Annotated in this window: 23 protein-coding genes; 15 read left to right on the top strand and 8 right to left on the bottom strand. The window is 30.9% G+C overall.

Annotation, left to right across the window (positions count from 1 at the left end):
* The first annotated feature begins 24 nt into the window (after positions 1 to 24).
* From D1869_RS02530 to D1869_RS02505, 6 genes are all read left to right on the top strand, one after another.
* A complete protein-coding gene (locus D1869_RS02530) occupies positions 25 to 483 on the top strand; it encodes a hypothetical protein (RefSeq protein ID WP_156013774.1) in 459 nt (152 codons plus the stop codon).
* Positions 480 to 890, top strand: a complete 411-nt coding sequence (locus tag D1869_RS02525; RefSeq protein WP_156013773.1) for a HEPN domain-containing protein — start codon at positions 480 to 482, stop codon at positions 888 to 890. The genes D1869_RS02530 and D1869_RS02525 overlap by 4 nt, the downstream gene beginning before the upstream one ends.
* Positions 874 to 1068: a hypothetical protein gene (locus D1869_RS02520; protein ID WP_156013772.1), complete on the top strand. Its 195-nt coding sequence runs from the start codon at positions 874 to 876 to the stop codon at positions 1066 to 1068. The genes D1869_RS02525 and D1869_RS02520 overlap by 17 nt, the downstream gene beginning before the upstream one ends.
* 74 nt (positions 1069 to 1142) lie before the next feature.
* Positions 1143 to 1688 carry a 6-hydroxymethylpterin diphosphokinase MptE-like protein gene (locus tag D1869_RS02515; RefSeq protein ID WP_221267042.1) on the top strand — a complete coding sequence of 182 codons (546 nt, stop codon included), beginning with the start codon at positions 1143 to 1145 and terminating at the stop codon, positions 1686 to 1688.
* A 20-nt stretch (positions 1689 to 1708) separates the two neighbouring features.
* Positions 1709 to 2869, top strand: coding sequence for an isopropylmalate synthase (locus D1869_RS02510; protein WP_156013770.1), 1161 nt, complete (start codon positions 1709 to 1711; stop codon positions 2867 to 2869).
* The gene (locus D1869_RS02505) at positions 2866 to 3486 is read left to right on the top strand and encodes an MBL fold metallo-hydrolase (RefSeq protein WP_156013769.1); all 621 of its coding nucleotides are present in this window, start codon (positions 2866 to 2868) and stop codon (positions 3484 to 3486) included. The genes D1869_RS02510 and D1869_RS02505 overlap by 4 nt, the downstream gene beginning before the upstream one ends.
* Here D1869_RS02505 and D1869_RS02500 read toward each other — a convergent pair.
* Positions 3476 to 3652 (bottom strand): aCcr1 family cell cycle regulator, encoded by a 177-nt coding sequence (locus D1869_RS02500; protein WP_010978515.1) that lies wholly within the window; start codon positions 3650 to 3652, stop codon positions 3476 to 3478. The genes D1869_RS02505 and D1869_RS02500 overlap by 11 nt on opposite strands.
* A 145-nt stretch (positions 3653 to 3797) precedes the next feature.
* Here D1869_RS02500 and D1869_RS02495 point away from each other — a divergent pair, with 145 nt between their 5' ends.
* Positions 3798 to 4103, top strand: coding sequence for a hypothetical protein (locus tag D1869_RS02495; protein WP_156013768.1), 306 nt, complete (start codon positions 3798 to 3800; stop codon positions 4101 to 4103).
* 132 nt (positions 4104 to 4235) lie between these two features.
* Here the strand turns inward: D1869_RS02495 and D1869_RS02490 are convergent, their stop codons facing one another.
* Genes D1869_RS02490 through D1869_RS02480 form a run of 3 tightly spaced genes read right to left on the bottom strand, consistent with a single transcriptional unit; the run spans position 4236 to position 6398 of the window.
* On the bottom strand, positions 4236 to 4463 hold the full coding sequence (locus D1869_RS02490; protein WP_156013767.1) for an Lrp/AsnC ligand binding domain-containing protein: 228 nt from the start codon (positions 4461 to 4463) through the stop codon (positions 4236 to 4238).
* Positions 4464 to 4495: 32 nt separating this feature from the next.
* Positions 4496 to 5671, bottom strand: a complete 1176-nt coding sequence (locus D1869_RS02485; protein ID WP_156013766.1) for an ABC transporter permease — start codon at positions 5669 to 5671, stop codon at positions 4496 to 4498.
* The gene (locus D1869_RS02480; protein ID WP_156013765.1) at positions 5664 to 6398 is read right to left on the bottom strand and encodes an ABC transporter ATP-binding protein; all 735 of its coding nucleotides are present in this window, start codon (positions 6396 to 6398) and stop codon (positions 5664 to 5666) included. The genes D1869_RS02485 and D1869_RS02480 overlap by 8 nt, the downstream gene beginning before the upstream one ends.
* 54 nt (positions 6399 to 6452) lie before the next feature.
* Between D1869_RS02480 and D1869_RS02475 the strand changes: the two genes are divergently transcribed.
* Positions 6453 to 7139, top strand: coding sequence for a hypothetical protein (locus tag D1869_RS02475; protein WP_156013764.1), 687 nt, complete (start codon positions 6453 to 6455; stop codon positions 7137 to 7139).
* The gene (gene panB / locus D1869_RS02470) at positions 7024 to 7827 is read left to right on the top strand and encodes a 3-methyl-2-oxobutanoate hydroxymethyltransferase (RefSeq protein ID WP_156013763.1); all 804 of its coding nucleotides are present in this window, start codon (positions 7024 to 7026) and stop codon (positions 7825 to 7827) included. Before D1869_RS02475 ends, panB begins: the two co-directional genes overlap by 116 nt.
* Here panB and D1869_RS02465 read toward each other — a convergent pair.
* Positions 7806 to 8606, bottom strand: a complete 801-nt coding sequence (locus tag D1869_RS02465; protein WP_156013762.1) for a 4-phosphopantoate--beta-alanine ligase — start codon at positions 8604 to 8606, stop codon at positions 7806 to 7808. The genes panB and D1869_RS02465 overlap by 22 nt on opposite strands.
* Positions 8561 to 9310: a pantoate kinase gene (locus D1869_RS02460; protein WP_156013761.1), complete on the bottom strand. Its 750-nt coding sequence runs from the start codon at positions 9308 to 9310 to the stop codon at positions 8561 to 8563. The genes D1869_RS02465 and D1869_RS02460 overlap by 46 nt, the downstream gene beginning before the upstream one ends.
* A 45-nt stretch (positions 9311 to 9355) precedes the next feature.
* Here D1869_RS02460 and D1869_RS02455 point away from each other — a divergent pair, with 45 nt between their 5' ends.
* Positions 9356 to 11632, top strand: coding sequence for a 4Fe-4S dicluster domain-containing protein (locus D1869_RS02455; protein WP_156013760.1), 2277 nt, complete (start codon positions 9356 to 9358; stop codon positions 11630 to 11632).
* On the opposite strand, the gene D1869_RS02450 is transcribed toward D1869_RS02455, so the two are convergent.
* Entirely contained in the window at positions 11629 to 12048 is a 420-nt protein-coding gene (locus D1869_RS02450; RefSeq protein WP_156013759.1) for a hypothetical protein, read from the bottom strand. The two genes, D1869_RS02455 and D1869_RS02450, sit on opposite strands and share 4 nt — an antisense overlap.
* Positions 12049 to 12082: 34 nt before the next feature.
* On the opposite strand from D1869_RS02450, the gene D1869_RS02445 reads away from it, so the two are divergent.
* From D1869_RS02445 to D1869_RS02425, 5 genes are read left to right on the top strand one after another with little or no spacing between them, the layout of a single operon-like run.
* Positions 12083 to 12793: a MoaD family protein gene (locus D1869_RS02445; RefSeq protein ID WP_156013758.1), complete on the top strand. Its 711-nt coding sequence runs from the start codon at positions 12083 to 12085 to the stop codon at positions 12791 to 12793.
* The gene (thiD, locus tag D1869_RS02440) at positions 12771 to 14117 is read left to right on the top strand and encodes a bifunctional hydroxymethylpyrimidine kinase/phosphomethylpyrimidine kinase (RefSeq protein ID WP_156013757.1); all 1347 of its coding nucleotides are present in this window, start codon (positions 12771 to 12773) and stop codon (positions 14115 to 14117) included. Before D1869_RS02445 ends, thiD begins: the two co-directional genes overlap by 23 nt.
* Before the next feature lie 19 nt (positions 14118 to 14136).
* Entirely contained in the window at positions 14137 to 14676 is a 540-nt protein-coding gene (locus tag D1869_RS02435; RefSeq protein WP_156013756.1) for an HD domain-containing protein, read from the top strand.
* Between the two features lie 22 nt (positions 14677 to 14698).
* The gene (ppa, locus tag D1869_RS02430) at positions 14699 to 15217 is read left to right on the top strand and encodes an inorganic diphosphatase (protein ID WP_156015884.1); all 519 of its coding nucleotides are present in this window, start codon (positions 14699 to 14701) and stop codon (positions 15215 to 15217) included.
* Positions 15214 to 16473, top strand: a complete 1260-nt coding sequence (locus tag D1869_RS02425; protein ID WP_156013755.1) for a glycosyltransferase family 2 protein — start codon at positions 15214 to 15216, stop codon at positions 16471 to 16473. Before ppa ends, D1869_RS02425 begins: the two co-directional genes overlap by 4 nt.
* Here D1869_RS02425 and D1869_RS02420 read toward each other — a convergent pair.
* Complete coding sequence (locus tag D1869_RS02420; RefSeq protein ID WP_156013754.1) at positions 16454 to 18181, bottom strand: type II/IV secretion system ATPase subunit; 1728 nt, start codon at positions 18179 to 18181, stop codon at positions 16454 to 16456. The genes D1869_RS02425 and D1869_RS02420 overlap by 20 nt on opposite strands.
* Positions 18182 to 18201: the final 20 nt, after the last annotated feature.

Raw genomic sequence — 18201 nt, 5'->3', positions numbered from 1 at the left:
TTTTTGTAGTTGTAAATAATAAGCATGAAGTCCTTACTTAATCTAGTTCAGAGTTTAAGTGAAAAAATACTTGACCATTATGGAGAGAATTTGAAAGGTATAGTAATAGGAGGAGAAGCTATAGACACTTTGGACGAGAAAAAGGCTCTTTTAATTCTATTAATCTTAGAAAAAGTGCACAAAATTTCATTTTATGCTAGGGAGGAAATAGCTGAATATTTCATAAAAAAGATTGAGCAATTAGAAAATTATTTTGAATATGTAAAAAAATACGGACAAAGACCTCTTCTTTATTTTATAATTCTTGATCCTTCAGAACTATCTTTCCATAACCCAATAGTCTTGTATTTACTAACTAATGGAAAGACTATATTTGATAAGGAAAAATTAATAGAAAAAGAAGCAAGAAAAATTAATATAGTTAATATTAATCGTGTTTTAAAAATGGGTGAAATAAATAAGGGTGAGGTGATCGAATTATGAATAATAGCGCGTTATCATCCGAATATCTAAGTAAAGCTTTTAGATATTTAAAACAAGCTAAAACTTCATTAGAAGAAGGAGATTTAGTAGGTACCTTAGATAACTCTTACAATTTTGTAGAGAATTTAAGTAAAGCACTATTAGCACTTTATGGTTACTATTCACTAGAAGAACATACGTCACAGAAACTTAACTTAATTCTTTCAAAGTTAACAGAAGAAAAAGAAATAGCTTTAGTTAGAAAGCTTCAACTCATGGAGGAAAAACTATATCCTTTAACTTTACTTGATGAATCGTCATTTAAGGATTCTGTGATTATAAGAAATTTTGAAGCAAAAGGACTGATAAAGGAATTAGAAGAAATATTTGAACTTGCTAATAATGTATTTGATGAGTTTCATAGTTGATTTGGATAAAGAGATCTGCGGTTCAAATGTAATTGATGCACTTTTTCCTAATGAACATATTATCTACAAAATATCTAAAAATAACCCTTATTTTCAATGTGTTAAGAACAACTTTAAAATTGAGATTATAAAAGACGAAGGTGATGTAGTATATTTCAAGATCCTTACTACTGGTTAAATTTTTATTCAAAAATAAGGGCATACTTTGGCTATTCTTATAAAGATGATTACTATTCTGCATTACTATTAAACATGAAAATAAAAAATGATTTCGTAGAGAAACTTAACATTATTAGAGATAAAAGAGTAGCAGTTGTAGGTGCTGGTCCTAATCTAGTATCTGTAAATAAAATTAGTGAAGATTTAGTTATTTCAGCAGATGGAGCAACCAACTACTTATATGAACATGGAATCATCCCAGATATAATTGTAACTGATTTAGATGGAATTTCTGTGTTTCCAGAAGAATCAATTTACGTAGTTCATGCACATGGTGATAATATTAGCAAATTGTACAAGATAAACAATATGAAAATTGTAATAGGTTCGGCACAAGTTTTCCCTTTTGGAAATATTCATTTATTCGGTGGATTTACTGATGGAGATAGAGCTGTAATTTTAGCAAAACTCTTCAAAGCTAAAGAAATTGTACTTTATGGAATGGACTTTGACTCTGGTTATGTAGGAAAATATTCAAAACCTTATTATGAACAAAATTTACCAGCTAACTGGGTTAAAAGAAACAAACTAAAAATAGCTAAACAGATAATCGAACAAGTTTTAAGCAAAGATTTATAATTTTTTAAGTAACAGATAGTTTGGGATGTCAATTCTCGGTTAATTCAAAAAAAGTTAGAATATTTGATACAACATTAAGAGATGGCGAGCAAGCTCCGGGTATAGATTTAACAGTCGAACAAAAAGTTAAGATAGCAAGAAAATTGGCAGAACTAGGAGTTGATGTAATAGAAGCTGGTTTTCCTGCAGCTTCTGAGGGAGAATTTATAGCCACTAAGAAAATCTTAGAAGAAGTTGGAGATCAAGTTGAGGTTATAGGATTATCAAGAGCTAATAAGCAAGATATAGATAAGACCATAGATACTGGCATATCAAGCATCCATGTGTTCATTGCTACTTCTGATATACATCTGAAATATAAACTAAAAATGACAAGGGAACAAGTGCTAGATAAAATTTATGAATCAGTTAGATATGCTAAAGATCATGGCTTAATAGTTGAATATTCCCCAGAAGATGCTACAAGAACTGATAAGGATTTCTTATTAAAAGCTGTAAGTACTGCTATTGAGGCTGGGGCAGATAGAATAAATATACCAGATACTGTTGGAGTTATGCATCCCTTCAAGTTTCATGATTTAATCAAAGATGTTGTTTCTGTAACTAAAGATAAAATCGTAAGTGTACACTGCCATAATGATTTTGGTTTAGCAACAGCTAACTCAATTGCTGGAGTAATGGCTGGAGCAAGACAAGTTCATGTAACTGTGAATGGAATTGGAGAGAGAGCCGGAAATGCATCATTAGAAGAAGTAGTGATGGCACTGAAAAAACTTTTGGGATATGAGGTTAATATCAAAACATACAAGTTATACGAAACAAGCAGACTTGTATCAGAGTTAACTGGCGTTCCTGTTCCCTATTTTAAAGCAATAGTAGGAGAAAATGCATTTGGTCATGAAGCTGGCATCCATGTTCACGGAGTTATCGAGAACCCATTGACATACGAGCCAATATCTCCAGAGGAGGTAGGTAATTTCAGAAGATTAGCACTAGGAAAACATAGTGGTATACATGGTCTGAAAAAACTTCTTGAGGAACAAGGAATTTACTTAGATGATCAAGAGTTAAGAGAAGTATTAAATGAAATAAAGAAACTTGCTGAAAATGGTCAAAAGGTAAATGTTGATGTTGCTAAAGAGATAGCTATTAAAGTAAGTAGCAAAAAGATTAAAGTATGATAAAGTTTTTCTATCATTCTTCTTTTCTTCTAGATAATAAAATACTTTTAGATCCCCATGATGGAGGAAGTATAGGCTTACCCAGACCTGAAACTAAAGCTGATTTAATTCTCATAACTCATAATCATTATGACCATAATGCTTATGAAATAATTCCTCATAAAGATGTAAAAATTAAATATTATGGAGAATTTAATTATGCTTCGTATACTATTGAAGGATTAAAAGCATATCATGATAAGGAAAAAGGAAAAAGAAGAGGAGAAACTGCTATTTACAGGATTGTAAACCCTAATGGAAAACTGATTGTTCATATGGGCGATATTGGCCATATGCCAGATGATCAAATCCTTGAGAAGATAAAGAATCCAGATATATTGATGATCCCAGTAGGAGGAGTTATAACAATAAATGCCTTGGAAGCAAAAGAAATAATAGATAAACTAAATCCTAAAATAACAATTCCAATGCATTACTGGATTAAAGGACATTTTATGCCATTAGACCCTTTAGATAACTTCTTAGAAGTTATAAATAGAAAAACTATAGAAATAAGAGAAAAAGAAGTTGACGAAAATAGTATTGAAAAGGGATCTATACTTATTTTTAAAGTCTAACTTTTTCAACCTTTGCAACTGGCACTGTTTCTTTATCTATTTCTGTTTTAACCAGGCTTTCAATAGCTTTTCTGATAGCTTCTGATCTATTTAAACCATACCTTATTGCATACCTATCTAATAGTTCCAATAAATCTTCTTCTACTTTAAATGTTACAACTCTCATCTTTTATCCGATATTAATATTCTTCATACTAAGGTTTAAGTATTTTCTGGAGCGGTATTTCCATCTTATGCTTTCAAGAGGAGTATATGATGATGAAGATATAAATATTTGTACTTATATATTTTTATCATGAGGAGTATACACATTGCCTACTATACACTTATCTTTACCAGAGTCACTTTATGAAGAACTAAAAAGAAAAGCAGAGGAGCTTGGAGTACAGATTACTGACTTAGTAAAGTTCTATATTAGACAAGGGTTAGAAGAAAGGGATAAAGAGGACAGAGAGGAGAAGGATGATAGATATGAAAAATTGGAAGAAAGTGTTGCCTATTTAGAGGCAAAAGTTGCCCAACTTGATGCTCTTGTTGAAGAATTAGTTCAAAGATTGCTAGAGAAAGAAAGTGAAGAAGAAGAAGTTGAAGTTATTAGTAAAGATGAAAAAAGTTAATTTGGGCCTATGTGATTATGCTCTCGTGTCCCGAGAGCTAAATGAGCATAGGTGGGTCCCCTAATTCTATGTTTATGATGTTGCAGGGACGTACTGAATATAAAAAATGAGGAAAAATTTCCTCGTTCTGATTTACATTACAATTAGAGTTACAGTTCTTAGAATAGATGGGTCTTTTCTAATTTGAGAAATTACCTTATTTAGCTCATCTAAACTATCTGTAACAATTTCTGCTACTACATCGTATTCTCCATATACTGGATTAGCTTCTTTTACACCGTTTATTCTTTTTATTGAATTAGCCACATCTGTTTCTTTTCCAAAAGCGGTTACAACTAATATATACGCTTTTACCGGCATATATTATAGTTGTCAATACAAATTTATATTTTTTATTTTAAGAGAAGCCTCTCGGAATTAAAGTATCTAGATACCAGTAATATTAGAAATACAGATACAATCATTGTTGCCAAGAGAGAGAATATGGAATCTTGTATTGATCCGAATACATATAGGAGTAATCCAAGGCTTAATTGAACATAAGGAATACCATATATTGCTGTTAATGGAAATGTTAATTGGCTTGGATTTATAAAGAGTGCTACAAATGAAGCTATCATCCCAAAGGATATTATTATAAAATTAATTATCTGAATATTTCTAGTAGAACCTCCAAATATAAATAAGAATATTAAACTCAATGCCCCAGTTAACAGAATAGAAATTAAATAGACTAATACTATGATTATAAGAAATGAAAAAGTAAGAGACACTGAAATATTAAATGCATAAGATGAGAGTGATATAAAGAAGAATGTTCCTACAATATCGCCTAAAGAAGAGAAAATTCCTAAAATTATTGCTACAAATAATTTTGAAATGATAAAAGACCTTATTGATAGTGGGGTTGCAAGTAAGGATTCTAATGTCTTTCTCTCCCGTTCCCCGGTTATTCCTTCTAATAGATAGAAGACCACTGGTGTAGCACTAGGAAATAACACTAATGCAATAATCCTGGCAAAACTAGCTAATTGGCTAACTCCAGATGAAACAACTTTTCCAGTTATTGAGCGATAACCTAAAACCACATATATCGGATTCCTGATAGAAGAAGGAGTAACATTTACATGAGCTAAGTTTTTCAAATATTCGATTCTTTGATTTGATATATTAAGTAATAAAGTATATAAAGCATTATTTGCAATGTCAAGAGCGTTTTGATTTGATGAAATTAGTACGTAAAAGTAAACAAAGGCTTGACGAGATATGTTACTTATATTTTGATAAAATTCATTTGGAAAAACTATAACTACATCAGCATTTTGAGTACTATTTGTTATCACGATTCCGCCATTATGTTTAATGTAACTAGTAACTATATTGACATAAGGAGTGTTTGCAGAATTATTATTTATAACTGCTATAACTGGAGGTTGAGCAGAAACTGATGCATATAGTATTACGCCAATTAAAGGTAAAAGTATGAAGGGTAATAAGATGGAAGAGAGTAATAGTTTTTTGTCTCTTCTAATTTCTAATAATTCTTTATTTATAAATGTTTTAAGCATTTGAAATCACCTTCATGAAAGCTTCTTCAAGGTTTTTAACCTTTAACTTTTCAATGATATCATTCGGACTACCAGAAATAATTGTTTTTCCATCATTTATCATGGCTATATTATCACACATATATTGAACCTCTAACATATTATGAGAAGACAAAATAATCGTAATTCCGTATTTTTTCGACATTTCAACTATTGTATTTCTTACCCTTACAGCAGAGTCAACATCAAGTGCTGACGTGGGTTCGTCAAGGATTGCTAATTTAGGCATCACCATTAACGTTCTGGCAATAATAAGCCTTCTTTTCATTCCCCTACTATATGTTGAGGTTGGCTGGTATATTTTATCCCCTAAATTAGCTATTTTTATGCCTAATTCAACGAATTCTTGAGTTTTCCTCTTATCACCACGACTGTAAAGTTCAGCAAAAAACTGTAAATTTTCTATTCCAGTAAGTTTTTCATATGGGAACGCATCTTCTGGCATATAGGAGATATATCCGTTATTTTTAGCTTTTACAGGATCTAAACCAAATACTTTTACGATACCTTCGTAGCTCTTAATTATACCTGCAACTACCCTAAGTGTAGTAGTTTTACCAGCACCATTAGGGCCAATTAAACCAAATACTTCCCCCTTTTTTACCGTAAAGTTAACATCTTTTAAGGCCCAAAAATTACCGAACTTTTTTCTAAGATTGATAACACTGATAGCAATTTCTTCGTTCATTATACCATGTTTTTCGAAATATTAGAATAAAAAATCATTCGAAGTAAGTTATATGTGGTAACTGGTAATGTTAGCGACAGAACATTAGAGTTCTTACTGAAGTTCGGAGAGAAAGGAAGGATTATACTTCAAGCTGCTTTAGATTGCTCATATGAAAACAATAAGCCAGAATTAGGAGATTTTAGTTATAAGGACGTTGTAGATAAACTTTCACAATTAGGTTATTCTTATGACCCTAAAATGATTTTAAGGGCTCTTGAAAAGGATTATGGTATATTAGAAACCACATATAAAAGCAGTAATCAACACTGGTGGAAGTTCATCGATAAGGAACAAGTAGAGACTATCTTAAACAAAAATAAAGAAGGAGATCCCAAAATAGAGCTTATTAAAATAAAATTTTACTCTCTTGAACCACAAAAAATAGAAAGAAAACTGGATTTAATGTCTAAGAAAAGTATTATTACTGAGATAGACAAGAAAACTTTTAGGTTAATGGTATTTGATGAGCTTTCAAAATTAACGGAAATTTATGAGGAAGCTTCGCAATATGAGGAAACATTACCAATTGCTGAAAGAATAAAGAGAATATTAACTTTAGCATCAATTATTGCTAGGAAAATTTATGGAAAAGGTTACAATAAGGGATTTCTTGAAAAAGAAGGAAAAGAAAGAGAAAATAATAATGTTAACAGCCTACGATTATCCCTCAGCGAAGATAATATCTCAGACGAATCTTGATGGTATCTTAGTTGGGGACTCCCTTGGAATGGTAGTTTTAGGAAAAGAGAACACACTTAAAGTGACTATGAGAGATATGTTAATTCATCTAGACGCAGTAGTAAAAGCTAAGCCTCCACAGTTAATAGTTGCTGATATGCCATTCTTAAGCTATGAAACGTCAACCAAAGATGCTGTAAAAAATGCTGGTTTACTTGCTAGACATGGTGCTGATGCAGTAAAATTAGAAGGTGGAGAAGAAGTGAGAGATGTTGTTAGGGCTATAGTAAGGGCTGGAATACCTGTTATGGGTCACATAGGATTAACCCCACAAAGATTCTTAAGAATAGGTGGATATAGAATTTTGGGGAAAAGAGAAAAAGAAGAGGAACAATTAGTTAAAGATGCAAAAGCACTAGAAGAAGCTGGGGCTTTTTCAATAGTAATAGAAAACACTTACTCAGATGTAGCTAAAAAAATAACTGAAAGCATTAATATTCCAACGATATGTATAGGAGCAGGACCATATTGTGACGGACAAATCTTAGTTATTCATGACTTACTTGGTCTTTCAGATTTTACTCCTTATTTCGCAAAGAAATATATAGATTTAAGGGGACTAATAAGAAGAGCAATAGAGGATTATATCTCAGAGGTAAAAGAAGGGAGATTCCCGGGAAAAGAGCATTATAAATCTCGAGATAGCTGAAGAAGGTAGTTGCTTATAAATCTAAGACTTTCAGCTAATATTTCCTTATTATTATAATTTTTCACTATTTGTTCTAATTCCTCTTTACTTTTGTTTCTTAGTTCTTTAGCTATCTCAATCATTTTGGGAAATGCTCTAATCACATTATCTACTATAGTTATACTAGCTTTCTGAGAAGTTCTTGACATAGGGTTTAAGTCTATTGCAATAACTTTCTTACCCATTTTAACTAAAGCTTCTGTTCTATCTCCGTCTTCTAATCCTAATAATACTACATCAGCTATGTATATTCCTCTTGGACTAACTCTTCTTCTTTCACTGAAAAGTTCTGGAATAGTAGCCGACGCATCTTCATCAACACCTAAGACCTCTTTTGCACCAGCCTTCTTTAGTATCTCAGCAATCTTCCTTTCTCTTTCAATAGTTCTATAAAACAAGTTCACTTCTATTTTTGCATTTATTAATTCCGCTAATTTTACTATTTCGTTAGGTACTAGTGCTGCCATATTACCATTTACCGATATTACGGGGTTTTTAGCTAACAGTAGAGAAGCAACTCCGGCTTTTATAGCTTTAATCGCAAATTCTTGAGTTTTTTCTCCAATAAGATAGTCAAAACATTCTCCCCTTCCATGAGCAATTAATCCTTGGGGCGCAACATAGCCATTTAATAAGCCATCCACTATTTTTTCTCTTATTATGAGAGATTCTTTTCTAGGATGATTTTCTGGAATTAACGAATGTAAGCTCCATGTATTGCTGGTGTGTGTTTTATCCATCCTTCTTCACATTCTTTTAATCTAAGTATTAAACCTTTCTTTCTGAAAGAGTTTGGAAAAGGGGATATAAATCCGATCTCTTCAGTAAATTTCCTCGATAATTCAAAGAACTTTAATAAAGAAGGATTATGTAAAAACTGATTTATATATACTAGCGCATTATCATTTTTATTTTTTATTAATTTCTCTGTAGATTCTTTTGATAGAGGTTTACTACAAATTGGCTCCCATTCAACTATAATTTTTTCTACTTCTCCATATCCTGGAGCACCAGGCTTCTTTCTGTAAACTAATCCTCCACCATAATATTCGGAGATTAAATCACCGAGTCCATTATTAGTAAATATTTCGCTTTCATGAGCAACCACAAGTGCATCTTCTAATTTTATGTTATACAATTCATAAGAAGCTAGAGCATAAGCTAAACTTATTGCACCACTAAGCCCGTAACCAAAACCTAAAGGTACTTCAGATTGGATATAAAGTTTTACATTAGCTAAAAGACTTAGATACTTTAAATTTGGAAAATTCACACGTTGGGTATTAAAATAAATTTCCGGATCACCTTTTTTAGGAAAAGCGATTATTGGCGGATTTAATACCAATGATAAGCCTATAGACCCGGTATACCTTATATCTTCAGTATAAACTGGATACCAAATTCCAGAAATATTTAGGGGAACGATAATTTCAATATCTGTCATCTATTTAGGAAAACATTTATTACTTTATATTTTTAATTATTGTGGATGAGAGTTACTGATGCATCAATCTTTAGTAGGGCTTTGACTACTATTGAAATCAAAGAAATAGAAAAACTTCTTATCAAGGAAGATAAAGAAGTTGTAATTGGAAGACTTACCTCGATGAATGGGGACATTATAAAATATTCTAACCCTAAAATTATTCCTTCACCTACAAAATTACCTTCTGGGAATATAATAGAAGAAATCAAATCCGATTCTTCTATTTATTCTATTTATAGAGTAGCACCAGGACTTACATTTGAAGAACTTATAAACGAGTTAAAGAAATATTCAAAAGTACCAGTACTTTTTCCATTATATCTGCAAGGAAGCATAGGAGGGTTCATAGCAACTAATGGGTCTGGATTTGGAAGTTACAAATTTGGTTTTGTAAGAGGAAAGAAAGAGGTTCACAGTCTTAAAGATAATGAAGCAATCGTTATGACAGCAAATTATACAGAAGTAATTGAAAGTGATAAAGAAAGTAAGTTTGCATGGAGTGCAATTATACTAGATGACAAAGAAAGATTTTATTTAACTTCTAATTATGCGAAACTGGAAGGTATTTCTGGGAGTAGTATTGATACTTACTCTTTAATTAACGATATAAATAAAATTGTTATACAGAGTTTTAAAAGAGATTATATACCAGTTATGCTCAGATTTCCAGAGTCTTCATATTCTAAGTTAGCTCAGTTAAAATTTTTTGAAAAAATTATAGGATACAAAATAAATTTTAATTCACCAGATAAATACTATGTATTTTTAGGACGAATTAAGTTTGATGATTTAAACGAACTTTTCTCATTTTTAAAGAAAAATAAAGAGTTCTTACCTTTCCCCTCACTTTCTGAATATGACAAATTACATTTAGAGATTTTAAACAAATTAGGAAAGAAGACTAAATTACCAAAAGAGTATAAGAGCATAGTTAGCATATATAACGAGGCAACTAAATGTATTAACTGTGGATTATGCCTTAATGTTTGTAAAGCATACGAAGTCACCCATAACCCTCTATATTCTCCAGTTGGGAAAATTGGTAGACTTATAATGGAGGAAAAGGATTTTGAAACTTGCTTTGGATGTGTAAAAGATGAAGAAGTATGCCCAGTAAATATACCAATTAGTAAATTAACTACTGAAGGGGTAAATATTATTTCTCCAGAAAAAATTAAAATAGAAATACAAGATTTACCTTCAGATATCTCTAACCTAGCAAAAAAACTTCAAAATACTTATAGAAATAGGCCTTTGTATTTACTCTTTGTAGGATGTGCATCTAAATATGATATAAATGGTGTTAGAGGTTTTTTAACATACTTGTTAGATAAAGGAAACTCTTTGCCTCAAGAATTTTCTCCTAGAGTAGAATTAGTAAATGCTTGTTGCGGTTTTGATGATTTTATTGGAGGGAATATTCAAGGTGCTAAAGATAAGGTAAGTAAAATTTTGGAATTAAAGAAAAATAAAGATGCCCAAGGGATTTATTTCCTCTGTCCAGAAGCATTATACATTTACAATTTACTATCTGGAGATACGGGTATATTAGCATATGAAGTTGTAAAAGATGCATTAAAAGAAAGAAAAATTCATGCTGGTTGTTGGGCTAAAAAACTAGGAATTAAAGGAAATGATGATGAATGTGCCGGATTAAATTTGACTACATATAAGGGATATCCAATATCTTCTAAGGGAAAAGCTGTGCTAACAATTTGTCCGTTCTCTACTTGGAAATATGGTACTTCATCTGTGTATTCCGTATTTTATGTAGGATCTGAGAATATGGAGAAGCTTGTTGGAGAAAAAGATTTAGATAATTTATTACTAGATCTATCAATTGATTCAATTAAAGAAGCCTTAACAGACTCAGTAGATGAAATTGCAGAGAAAGTTAGCTTATGGAACTTAGGCGGTGAAGGATACTTTATCCTTGTTACATACCCAGTTATCCTAAATAAGTTTAAGAATATACTAGAACAGAAAATAAAAGAGCACGAAAGAAAGGATGAAATAATTAAATACATTTCAAAGATAGTTAATGACACTATAATACTAGATCAGAAGATTACATTAATTTCAGATTATTTAAAGGGACAAAATTATTCTAGTTTAATTATGGAAATGAGAGAAAAAATCCTTACTTCAAGTAAACTTGAATATTCGGCTAAAGACATAGTAAACAGTGATCAAATGATAAAAGCAATTGATGAGATGATAAAAAGAGCAATTACACCAAAGCTTATTGAAAGAGTATTTAAGGAAATAATATATTCTTAAACAAATTTATAAGTCATGTCCTCATGGTCTAAGTATATTAAACCATTTTTCTTTAGAAAACCAAAAAGTGGAGTTAGTCTCCTTGGTATCTTTATCTCTGCTTGATCTTTATATATTATAAAATACATTTTCAATAATTCTATAGTATCTTTAAATGTGACTAGTATTTTTTCTCCGTCAAGATCTAATATGAAAAGCGAAGGATGAAGCTTCGGATCTATTTCTGATACAGACATTATTACATAAGTTTTATCAAGTATTTGTTCACATATTGACTTATTTGGTTTAGATTTAAGAAGTAATTGAAGCTTAGCATCTATTTCACTCAGTTTATTTAATATTTCGAGGTATTTATCATCTTTATAAATCCTTTGAGACTCACCATTTAATAGGAAATTTAATAATTCTTTATCCATATTTGAATGTGTTATTATATAAAGGGAGAGAGGAATGAAAGTACGTTTAAGATATTTTTCATTTATTCAAGACTTTACAAATAAGAGTTTTGAGGAAATTGAAACAGAATGTAAAACAGTAGACTGTTTACTTGGACAGTTATCTTCTTTATATGGTGAAGAGTTCTTAAAAGTTATCAAAAATGGCTTAGGTAGTGTGAGAATTACTATTTTAGTTAATGGCAAAGCTAATGTAAATAACATTAATGATGGAGATGAAATAGCATTTTTACCTCCGCCTTCTGGGGGAGAATTATATGTTTCAAAGAGATTTGATCTTTTAGAGGAAATAAAAAAATTTAGAGAAAAAGCACCACCAGAAGCTGGATCGCTAGTAATTTATTTAGGTTTTGTGAAGGGAATAGTTGAGAATCATAAAGTTTATGAATTGAAATATGAAGCTTACGAGGAATATACAAGGAGAAGATTTAAGGAAATAATAGATGAAGTTAAGAAAAAATATAATGATCTAGTTGATTTACAAATTATTCATGTAATAGATAACATGAAACCAGGTGAAGATGTATTGTTGATCATGGCATTAGGAAAGGGTAGAAAAGATGCTATACATGCAGTAGAAGAAACCTTAGAATTAGTGAAACATACGACGGGTATTTGGAAATTAGAAATAAGAGATGATGGAGAATTTTGGGTAGTTGCTGGAAATACTAGAGTGAGAAGAAATGAAAAAGGTAGTAGCACTTAGTGTGGCAGGGATAGATACTGGTAATGGTGCAGGAGCAGAAACTGATATAAAAGTTTACGAAATATTAGGAGTACATGGTACGTTAGTAGTTTCTGCTATAACTGCTCAAAACACCAGAGGTATAAAAGATATACTTGTCATTGAAAGAGATTTTTTTCAAAAACAACTAGAAACAGTTCTAGAGGATTTTGACATAAATAATGTTAAGATAGGAATGATTTACAATAAGGAACAATATGAAGTTGTAAAAGAATATTTAGAAGGAAAGACTATTGTAACAGATCCAGTAATATTTGCTAAAGATGGAACTCAGCTAATTAAAGATCTTGAGGATTATAAAAAATATATCCTACCGATTACTACAGTTCTCACTCCTAATGCTGTTGAGGCCTCTTATTTTTCTGGTATTAACATTAAGACTCTTGAGGATATGAAGAAAAGTAGTAAAATAATTTCTAATACATATAATATACCATACGTAATAGTTAAAGGTGGCCATATATCTACAAAGTACAGTTTTGACATTCTCTATGATGCTAAAAAAGATTCCTTTTACCTAGTTGGTTATGAGAGAATTAATCAAAAAAATACACACGGAACTGGTAGCGTATTCTCAACAGTAATATCGGCCGAATTAGCAAAAGGAGAAAAAATATATAATGCGATAAGAATTGCTAGAGATATACTTCAAACTTCTATTGAATATGGTCTTGAAATAGGAAAGGGAATAGGGCCAGTGGATCCCCTTGTTTACATAGAAAAGAATGCTTATAAATATAAAGTTATAGAAGATATGTATAAATTTGCTAATTTTGTTGAATCTACTCCTTCATTTTATAAGTTAATACCAGAAGTTCAATCAAATTTAGCCCACTCAATACCTTCATCATATGTTAAAGATCTTAATGATATAGCAACTTTTAAAAATAGGATAATAAGAAATTGGGATAATAAAGTGAGTATAGGCTTTCCAGTAGTTTTCGGAAAACCCACACATACTGCCAGATTACTTCTAGCAACAATAAGAAAAGGAGAGAGAGCTACGGTTCTTATTAATATAAGATATGATGAAAATACAATTAAACTTCTACGCTTATATGGATATGATGTTATAGAAATAGATAGGGAAAAAGAACCAGAGCATGAAATAGAGGGAAAAAGTATGCAATGGATAATAGATTTTATATATGAAAATTACGGAAAGATTCCCAATGTAATATTTGATAAGGGAATGAAAGGAAAGGAAGCAATGATAAGAATTTGGACAGAAGATATTGATACAATAATTGATACACTAAATTATATATGTAAAAATTTAAGTTGAAGCTTTGAAATTCTTTTCCATGAGTTTAGAAAGAGTTATTACAGGATGTAAAAATTTAGTTAGAACTGGTTGGATGCAAAGAGGAGTACCGCCATCAATAGGAGAGACAGTATCCCAACATAGTTGGGAAGCGGCTGTTTTAGCATATTATCTTGCTAGTAAGCTTAAGGAAAAAGGTGTTAAGATTAATCCTGAAAGAGCATCAGTGATAGCATTATTTCATGACGTTGCTGAGAGTTTGCTAGGAGATTTACCAAAATGGGCTTCTGAGAGAATAGAAGAAAAGGAGGAAATAGAACTTGAAGCTATTAAAGAACTAGGTCTGGATGTTGAATTATTCATAGAATATAAGGAAATGAAAAGCTTAGAAGGAAAGATTGCAAAATTATGTGATAGATTATCTACATACATGCAAGCAAAGAGATATGCTAAATTAGGTTATGATGTTAGTGAAATAACCAAAACCTACGAAAAGGAAATTGAAAACCTCATGAAGGATGAGAAATTATCTTTGATTATTAATGAGATAAATAACTTGATAAAGAATATAAATGGCTAATGAAATCATCTTTTGAGTGAAAATGAAATTAAGCCCAGGTAAAAAGGCACCAGATGAAGTAAATGTTCTAATAGAGATACCTTTAGGATCAAATATAAAATATGAGTACGATGATGAAGAAGAAGTAGTGAAAGTAGATAGAATCCTTTACACCTCGATGGTTTATCCATTTAATTATGGCTTTATACCTGGTACATTAGAAGAAGATGGAGACCCCTTAGATGTATTAGTAATTAGCAATTATCCGTTACTACCAGGAACGGCTATAGAAGTTAGACCTATAGGAATACTCTATATGAGGGATGAAGAAGGAGAAGACGCAAAAATTATTGCAGTACCAAAAGATAAAGTAGACCCTACATTTTCAAATATAAAGGATATAATTGATTTACCTCAAGCTATTAAAGACAAGATAAACCACTTCTTCGAACACTATAAAGAACTTGAGCCAGGTAAATGGGTTAAGATATCTGGTTGGGGAGGAGTTTCGGAGGCTAAAACTAGAATTAATGAAGCCATAAAAAGGGCAAATTCAAAATGAATATTTTTTCTTTGTTACTAATTTTATCTGCTATATTACCATCTGTTTGGAATCTTTTACAGTCTTATTATTACTCAAAACGTCAAATTAACGTTTACGAACCACAAAATAAATCTCAAAAGGGGTTTAGTATAATTGTGGCTGAAAAGAATGAAAGTAAAAAAACTATAGAAGGTTTAATACATAATCTACTAGGTATTAATTACGAGAAGTACGAAATTATAATTATTTCCGATGATCCTAAAGAAAAATTTGAGGAAAAATATCGTGAATATATGAACATAGAAAAATTAAAAATCCTTAATAGAAATAATCCGGTTGGAGGAAAAGCTGGAGCTCTTAATTATGGCGTAAAGCATGCAAAGTACGAGTATCTTGTATTTCTTGATTCAGATGCACGAGTAGACAAGGATTTCTTAAGTAGACTAGCATTATATGATTTCAATGTAGCTTCTTATAGATTAAGGATTTATAACGCTGAAACAGATGTTCAAAGATACTATAAAGAGTTCACTGAAAAAGTTATGGATTCTCTTTTTAAGGTGAGATATTATCTAGGGTTACCCATTTTTCCAAATGGCTCAGCGTTTTGCATAAGAAAAGATATTTTAATAAAAGTAGGTGGATGGAAAGAAAATATCATAACAGAGGATCTAGAATTAGGGATTAGATTATTCCTATATAATTACAAAATCAAATACCTTGATGACATAATAGTTTACTCTTTAGCTCCATTTACTTTAGATGATCTTTATAAACAAATAGAGAGATGGTCTTACGGTTCAGCCCAGTTACTATTGCAATCCTTTAAGTTATTTAAAAAGGGCATTAGAGGTATTGAAGGAGTACTCTATGCCCAACAATGGGGTATTTACGGATTATTTATTTTCATGTTAATTTTACTCTCTTCACTTAACTTTATCTTAAAAATTCCTCTTTTAGTATTCATATTATCTATTGTAGTCTATGGAACGTCTGTTTCCATATATGCATTAGTATATAGACAAAGAGTTAATGATTACAAGTTACCTTTAGTAATATTAAATGCTTCAATAGCAGGGTATTGTAAAGGTCTAATTAGACTCCCTTTTAAATGGACGATTACACCAAAAGAAATGGAAAAAGAAGCTAAGAAGGAAAAAATAAAGGTTTGGGTAACTATTCCTCTTCTATTTTCATTTTTAAATATAATATTCGGAAATATTTTACCATCAATTATACTATTGTTTTTTAGTATTATGGAGTCTGTTGTTTGATTCCCACCATGGCTTGGACTTCTCTCATAGCTTCTACTGGTCTTAAACTATACTTAATTATGTACTTCTTCAGTAGCTTGTAACTTTCTTTACTTTGAACTATGGGCCTAGCAGAAGCTAATAACTTAAGATATTCAGCCCTTCTCTCTATCTCAGCCTTAACTTCATCCCAGTTCTTTCCAGCCTCCTCAGTTCTTGCTCTTAAAACTTGCATGGCTTCATAGTCTACAATATGACTATCAGTTGTTGGATCCCATCTAACTGTTCTCCTTAAATCATTATAAGATACAATCTCGTCTATTGCTACAGCTCTTCTTCTCAATAATATTTTATCTCCAACATATACTGGTAGCCTTCTAACTGTAACTATAATATTCATCATAGGAATCCATTCCCTTGGAATATTTAATGGTTCATTCATTAGTCTCTTTATTGCGCTCTCACTATCATAAGCGTGAAAAGTAGTTGCACCTCCGTGTCCAGTTGATATTGCTTGGAATAATACATAAGCTTCTTCTCCTCTAATCTCACCAACAACTATTATATCCGGTCTATATCTTAATGCGAGTTTTAACAAGTCCATTAAAGTTATTTCTTTTCCCATTCCTCCATAAGCTGGCCTAGCATATAGTTGAACCCAATTATCTTGAGCTAATCTTAATTCTGGAATATCTTCTATAGTTAATATTTTCATTGACTCTTTCACTAAATTAAGTATAGAACCTAAAACTGTTGTCTTTCCAGCTCCAGTAACTCCTATAACCATGAAAGATAATTTCATATCTATAGCATACCATAAATAGGCAGCAGCTTGTGGAGATAATACTTTTGAATTTATAAGATCTAATATAGTTATAGGGCTTTCTGAGAATCTTCTTATTACGAACGAAGAACCATTAGCAGAAACTTCTCTTCTAAAAGTTGCCGCAATTCTATCTCCCTTAGGTAAAATACCATCCATTATGGGATTTGCAACAGAAATAGTTTTATTAGATAAGGAGATTAATCTTAAAACTAATTCGTCAATTATTTCCTCTCCGTCAATATTTATATTAAACATTCTCATATTTTTAGTAAATATAATATTTGTTGGAGTATATTCGAATTCTCTATGATATACGTAAACAGGTAAGTTTATACCACTAACAGATATATCTTCTACTTTATTATATAATAAAAGTGGAGTTATAATGTTATAACCAAACATATTCCTTAACACATAGTATAGAGCAACCTTAAATGGGGTAGATAATTGTTTATACTCTCCTATTTTACCTTGGAAAACATTTAGATCTTTCCTCTTTATACTTAATTCTTCTAAGATTTTACCTAGCTCAACATATTCAGCATTTGAAAGAAGATTCCTCTCAATTTCAGATATTAGTATAACATAATTTTTAAATGTATTAAGATCAAGAGGAGGTTCTACTAAATTATACTTATAGATACCTTTTTCTTCATCATAAGTAATAAATACATGGGGTTTTGCTATTGATAATTCAATTTTATGTGCATCAAAATCTTTTGCTATATATTCTGGTATAATCTGGTTTAAATCTATATCATAATCCGATTGAACTTCTCCTTCAAATGAGGCTGAAGTTACAAATAATGGATAAAGTGAATATGGTAAATCTAAGTCTATTAATTCTTTATCATTCTTTTTATTAGTATTATTTTTCCCGAATATATTAAGTTTTAAGTCCATTATATATCACCTTTTATTAT

It is taken from the genome of Sulfurisphaera ohwakuensis, assembly GCF_009729055.1.
Taxonomy (GTDB): domain Archaea; phylum Thermoproteota; class Thermoprotei_A; order Sulfolobales; family Sulfolobaceae; genus Sulfurisphaera; species Sulfurisphaera ohwakuensis.
The sequence above is the reverse complement of the archived record's forward strand: the minus strand, read 5'-3'. Positions and strand labels throughout refer to the sequence as shown.

Bases quoted from the DNA above. Each gene is read 5' to 3' on its own strand.
- D1869_RS02520 (WP_156013772.1), top strand. From the start codon at position 874: ATGAGTTTCATAGTTGATTTGGATAAAGAGATCTGCGGTTCAAATGTA.
- ppa (WP_156015884.1), top strand. From the start codon at position 14,699: ATGAAATTAAGCCCAGGTAAAAAGGCACCAGATGAAGTAAATGTTCTA.
- thiD (WP_156013757.1), top strand. From the start codon at position 12,771: ATGAAAAAGGTAGTAGCACTTAGTGTGGCAGGGATAGATACTGGTAAT.
- D1869_RS02435 (WP_156013756.1), top strand. From the start codon at position 14,137: ATGAGTTTAGAAAGAGTTATTACAGGATGTAAAAATTTAGTTAGAACT.
- panB (WP_156013763.1), top strand. From the start codon at position 7,024: ATGGAAAAGGTTACAATAAGGGATTTCTTGAAAAAGAAGGAAAAGAAA.
- D1869_RS02515 (WP_221267042.1), top strand. From the start codon at position 1,143: ATGAAAATAAAAAATGATTTCGTAGAGAAACTTAACATTATTAGAGAT.
- D1869_RS02460 (WP_156013761.1), bottom strand. From the start codon at position 9,310: ATGACAGATATTGAAATTATCGTTCCCCTAAATATTTCTGGAATTTGG.
- D1869_RS02420 (WP_156013754.1), bottom strand. From the start codon at position 18,181: ATGGACTTAAAACTTAATATATTCGGGAAAAATAATACTAATAAAAAG.
- D1869_RS02465 (WP_156013762.1), bottom strand. From the start codon at position 8,606: ATGGATAAAACACACACCAGCAATACATGGAGCTTACATTCGTTAATT.
- D1869_RS02455 (WP_156013760.1), top strand. From the start codon at position 9,356: ATGAGAGTTACTGATGCATCAATCTTTAGTAGGGCTTTGACTACTATT.
- D1869_RS02425 (WP_156013755.1), top strand. From the start codon at position 15,214: ATGAATATTTTTTCTTTGTTACTAATTTTATCTGCTATATTACCATCT.
- D1869_RS02450 (WP_156013759.1), bottom strand. From the start codon at position 12,048: ATGGATAAAGAATTATTAAATTTCCTATTAAATGGTGAGTCTCAAAGG.
- D1869_RS02445 (WP_156013758.1), top strand. From the start codon at position 12,083: ATGAAAGTACGTTTAAGATATTTTTCATTTATTCAAGACTTTACAAAT.
- D1869_RS02485 (WP_156013766.1), bottom strand. From the start codon at position 5,671: ATGCTTAAAACATTTATAAATAAAGAATTATTAGAAATTAGAAGAGAC.
- D1869_RS02525 (WP_156013773.1), top strand. From the start codon at position 480: ATGAATAATAGCGCGTTATCATCCGAATATCTAAGTAAAGCTTTTAGA.
- D1869_RS02490 (WP_156013767.1), bottom strand. From the start codon at position 4,463: ATGCCGGTAAAAGCGTATATATTAGTTGTAACCGCTTTTGGAAAAGAA.
- D1869_RS02500 (WP_010978515.1), bottom strand. From the start codon at position 3,652: ATGAGAGTTGTAACATTTAAAGTAGAAGAAGATTTATTGGAACTATTA.
- D1869_RS02530 (WP_156013774.1), top strand. From the start codon at position 25: ATGAAGTCCTTACTTAATCTAGTTCAGAGTTTAAGTGAAAAAATACTT.
- D1869_RS02480 (WP_156013765.1), bottom strand. From the start codon at position 6,398: ATGAACGAAGAAATTGCTATCAGTGTTATCAATCTTAGAAAAAAGTTC.
- D1869_RS02505 (WP_156013769.1), top strand. From the start codon at position 2,866: ATGATAAAGTTTTTCTATCATTCTTCTTTTCTTCTAGATAATAAAATA.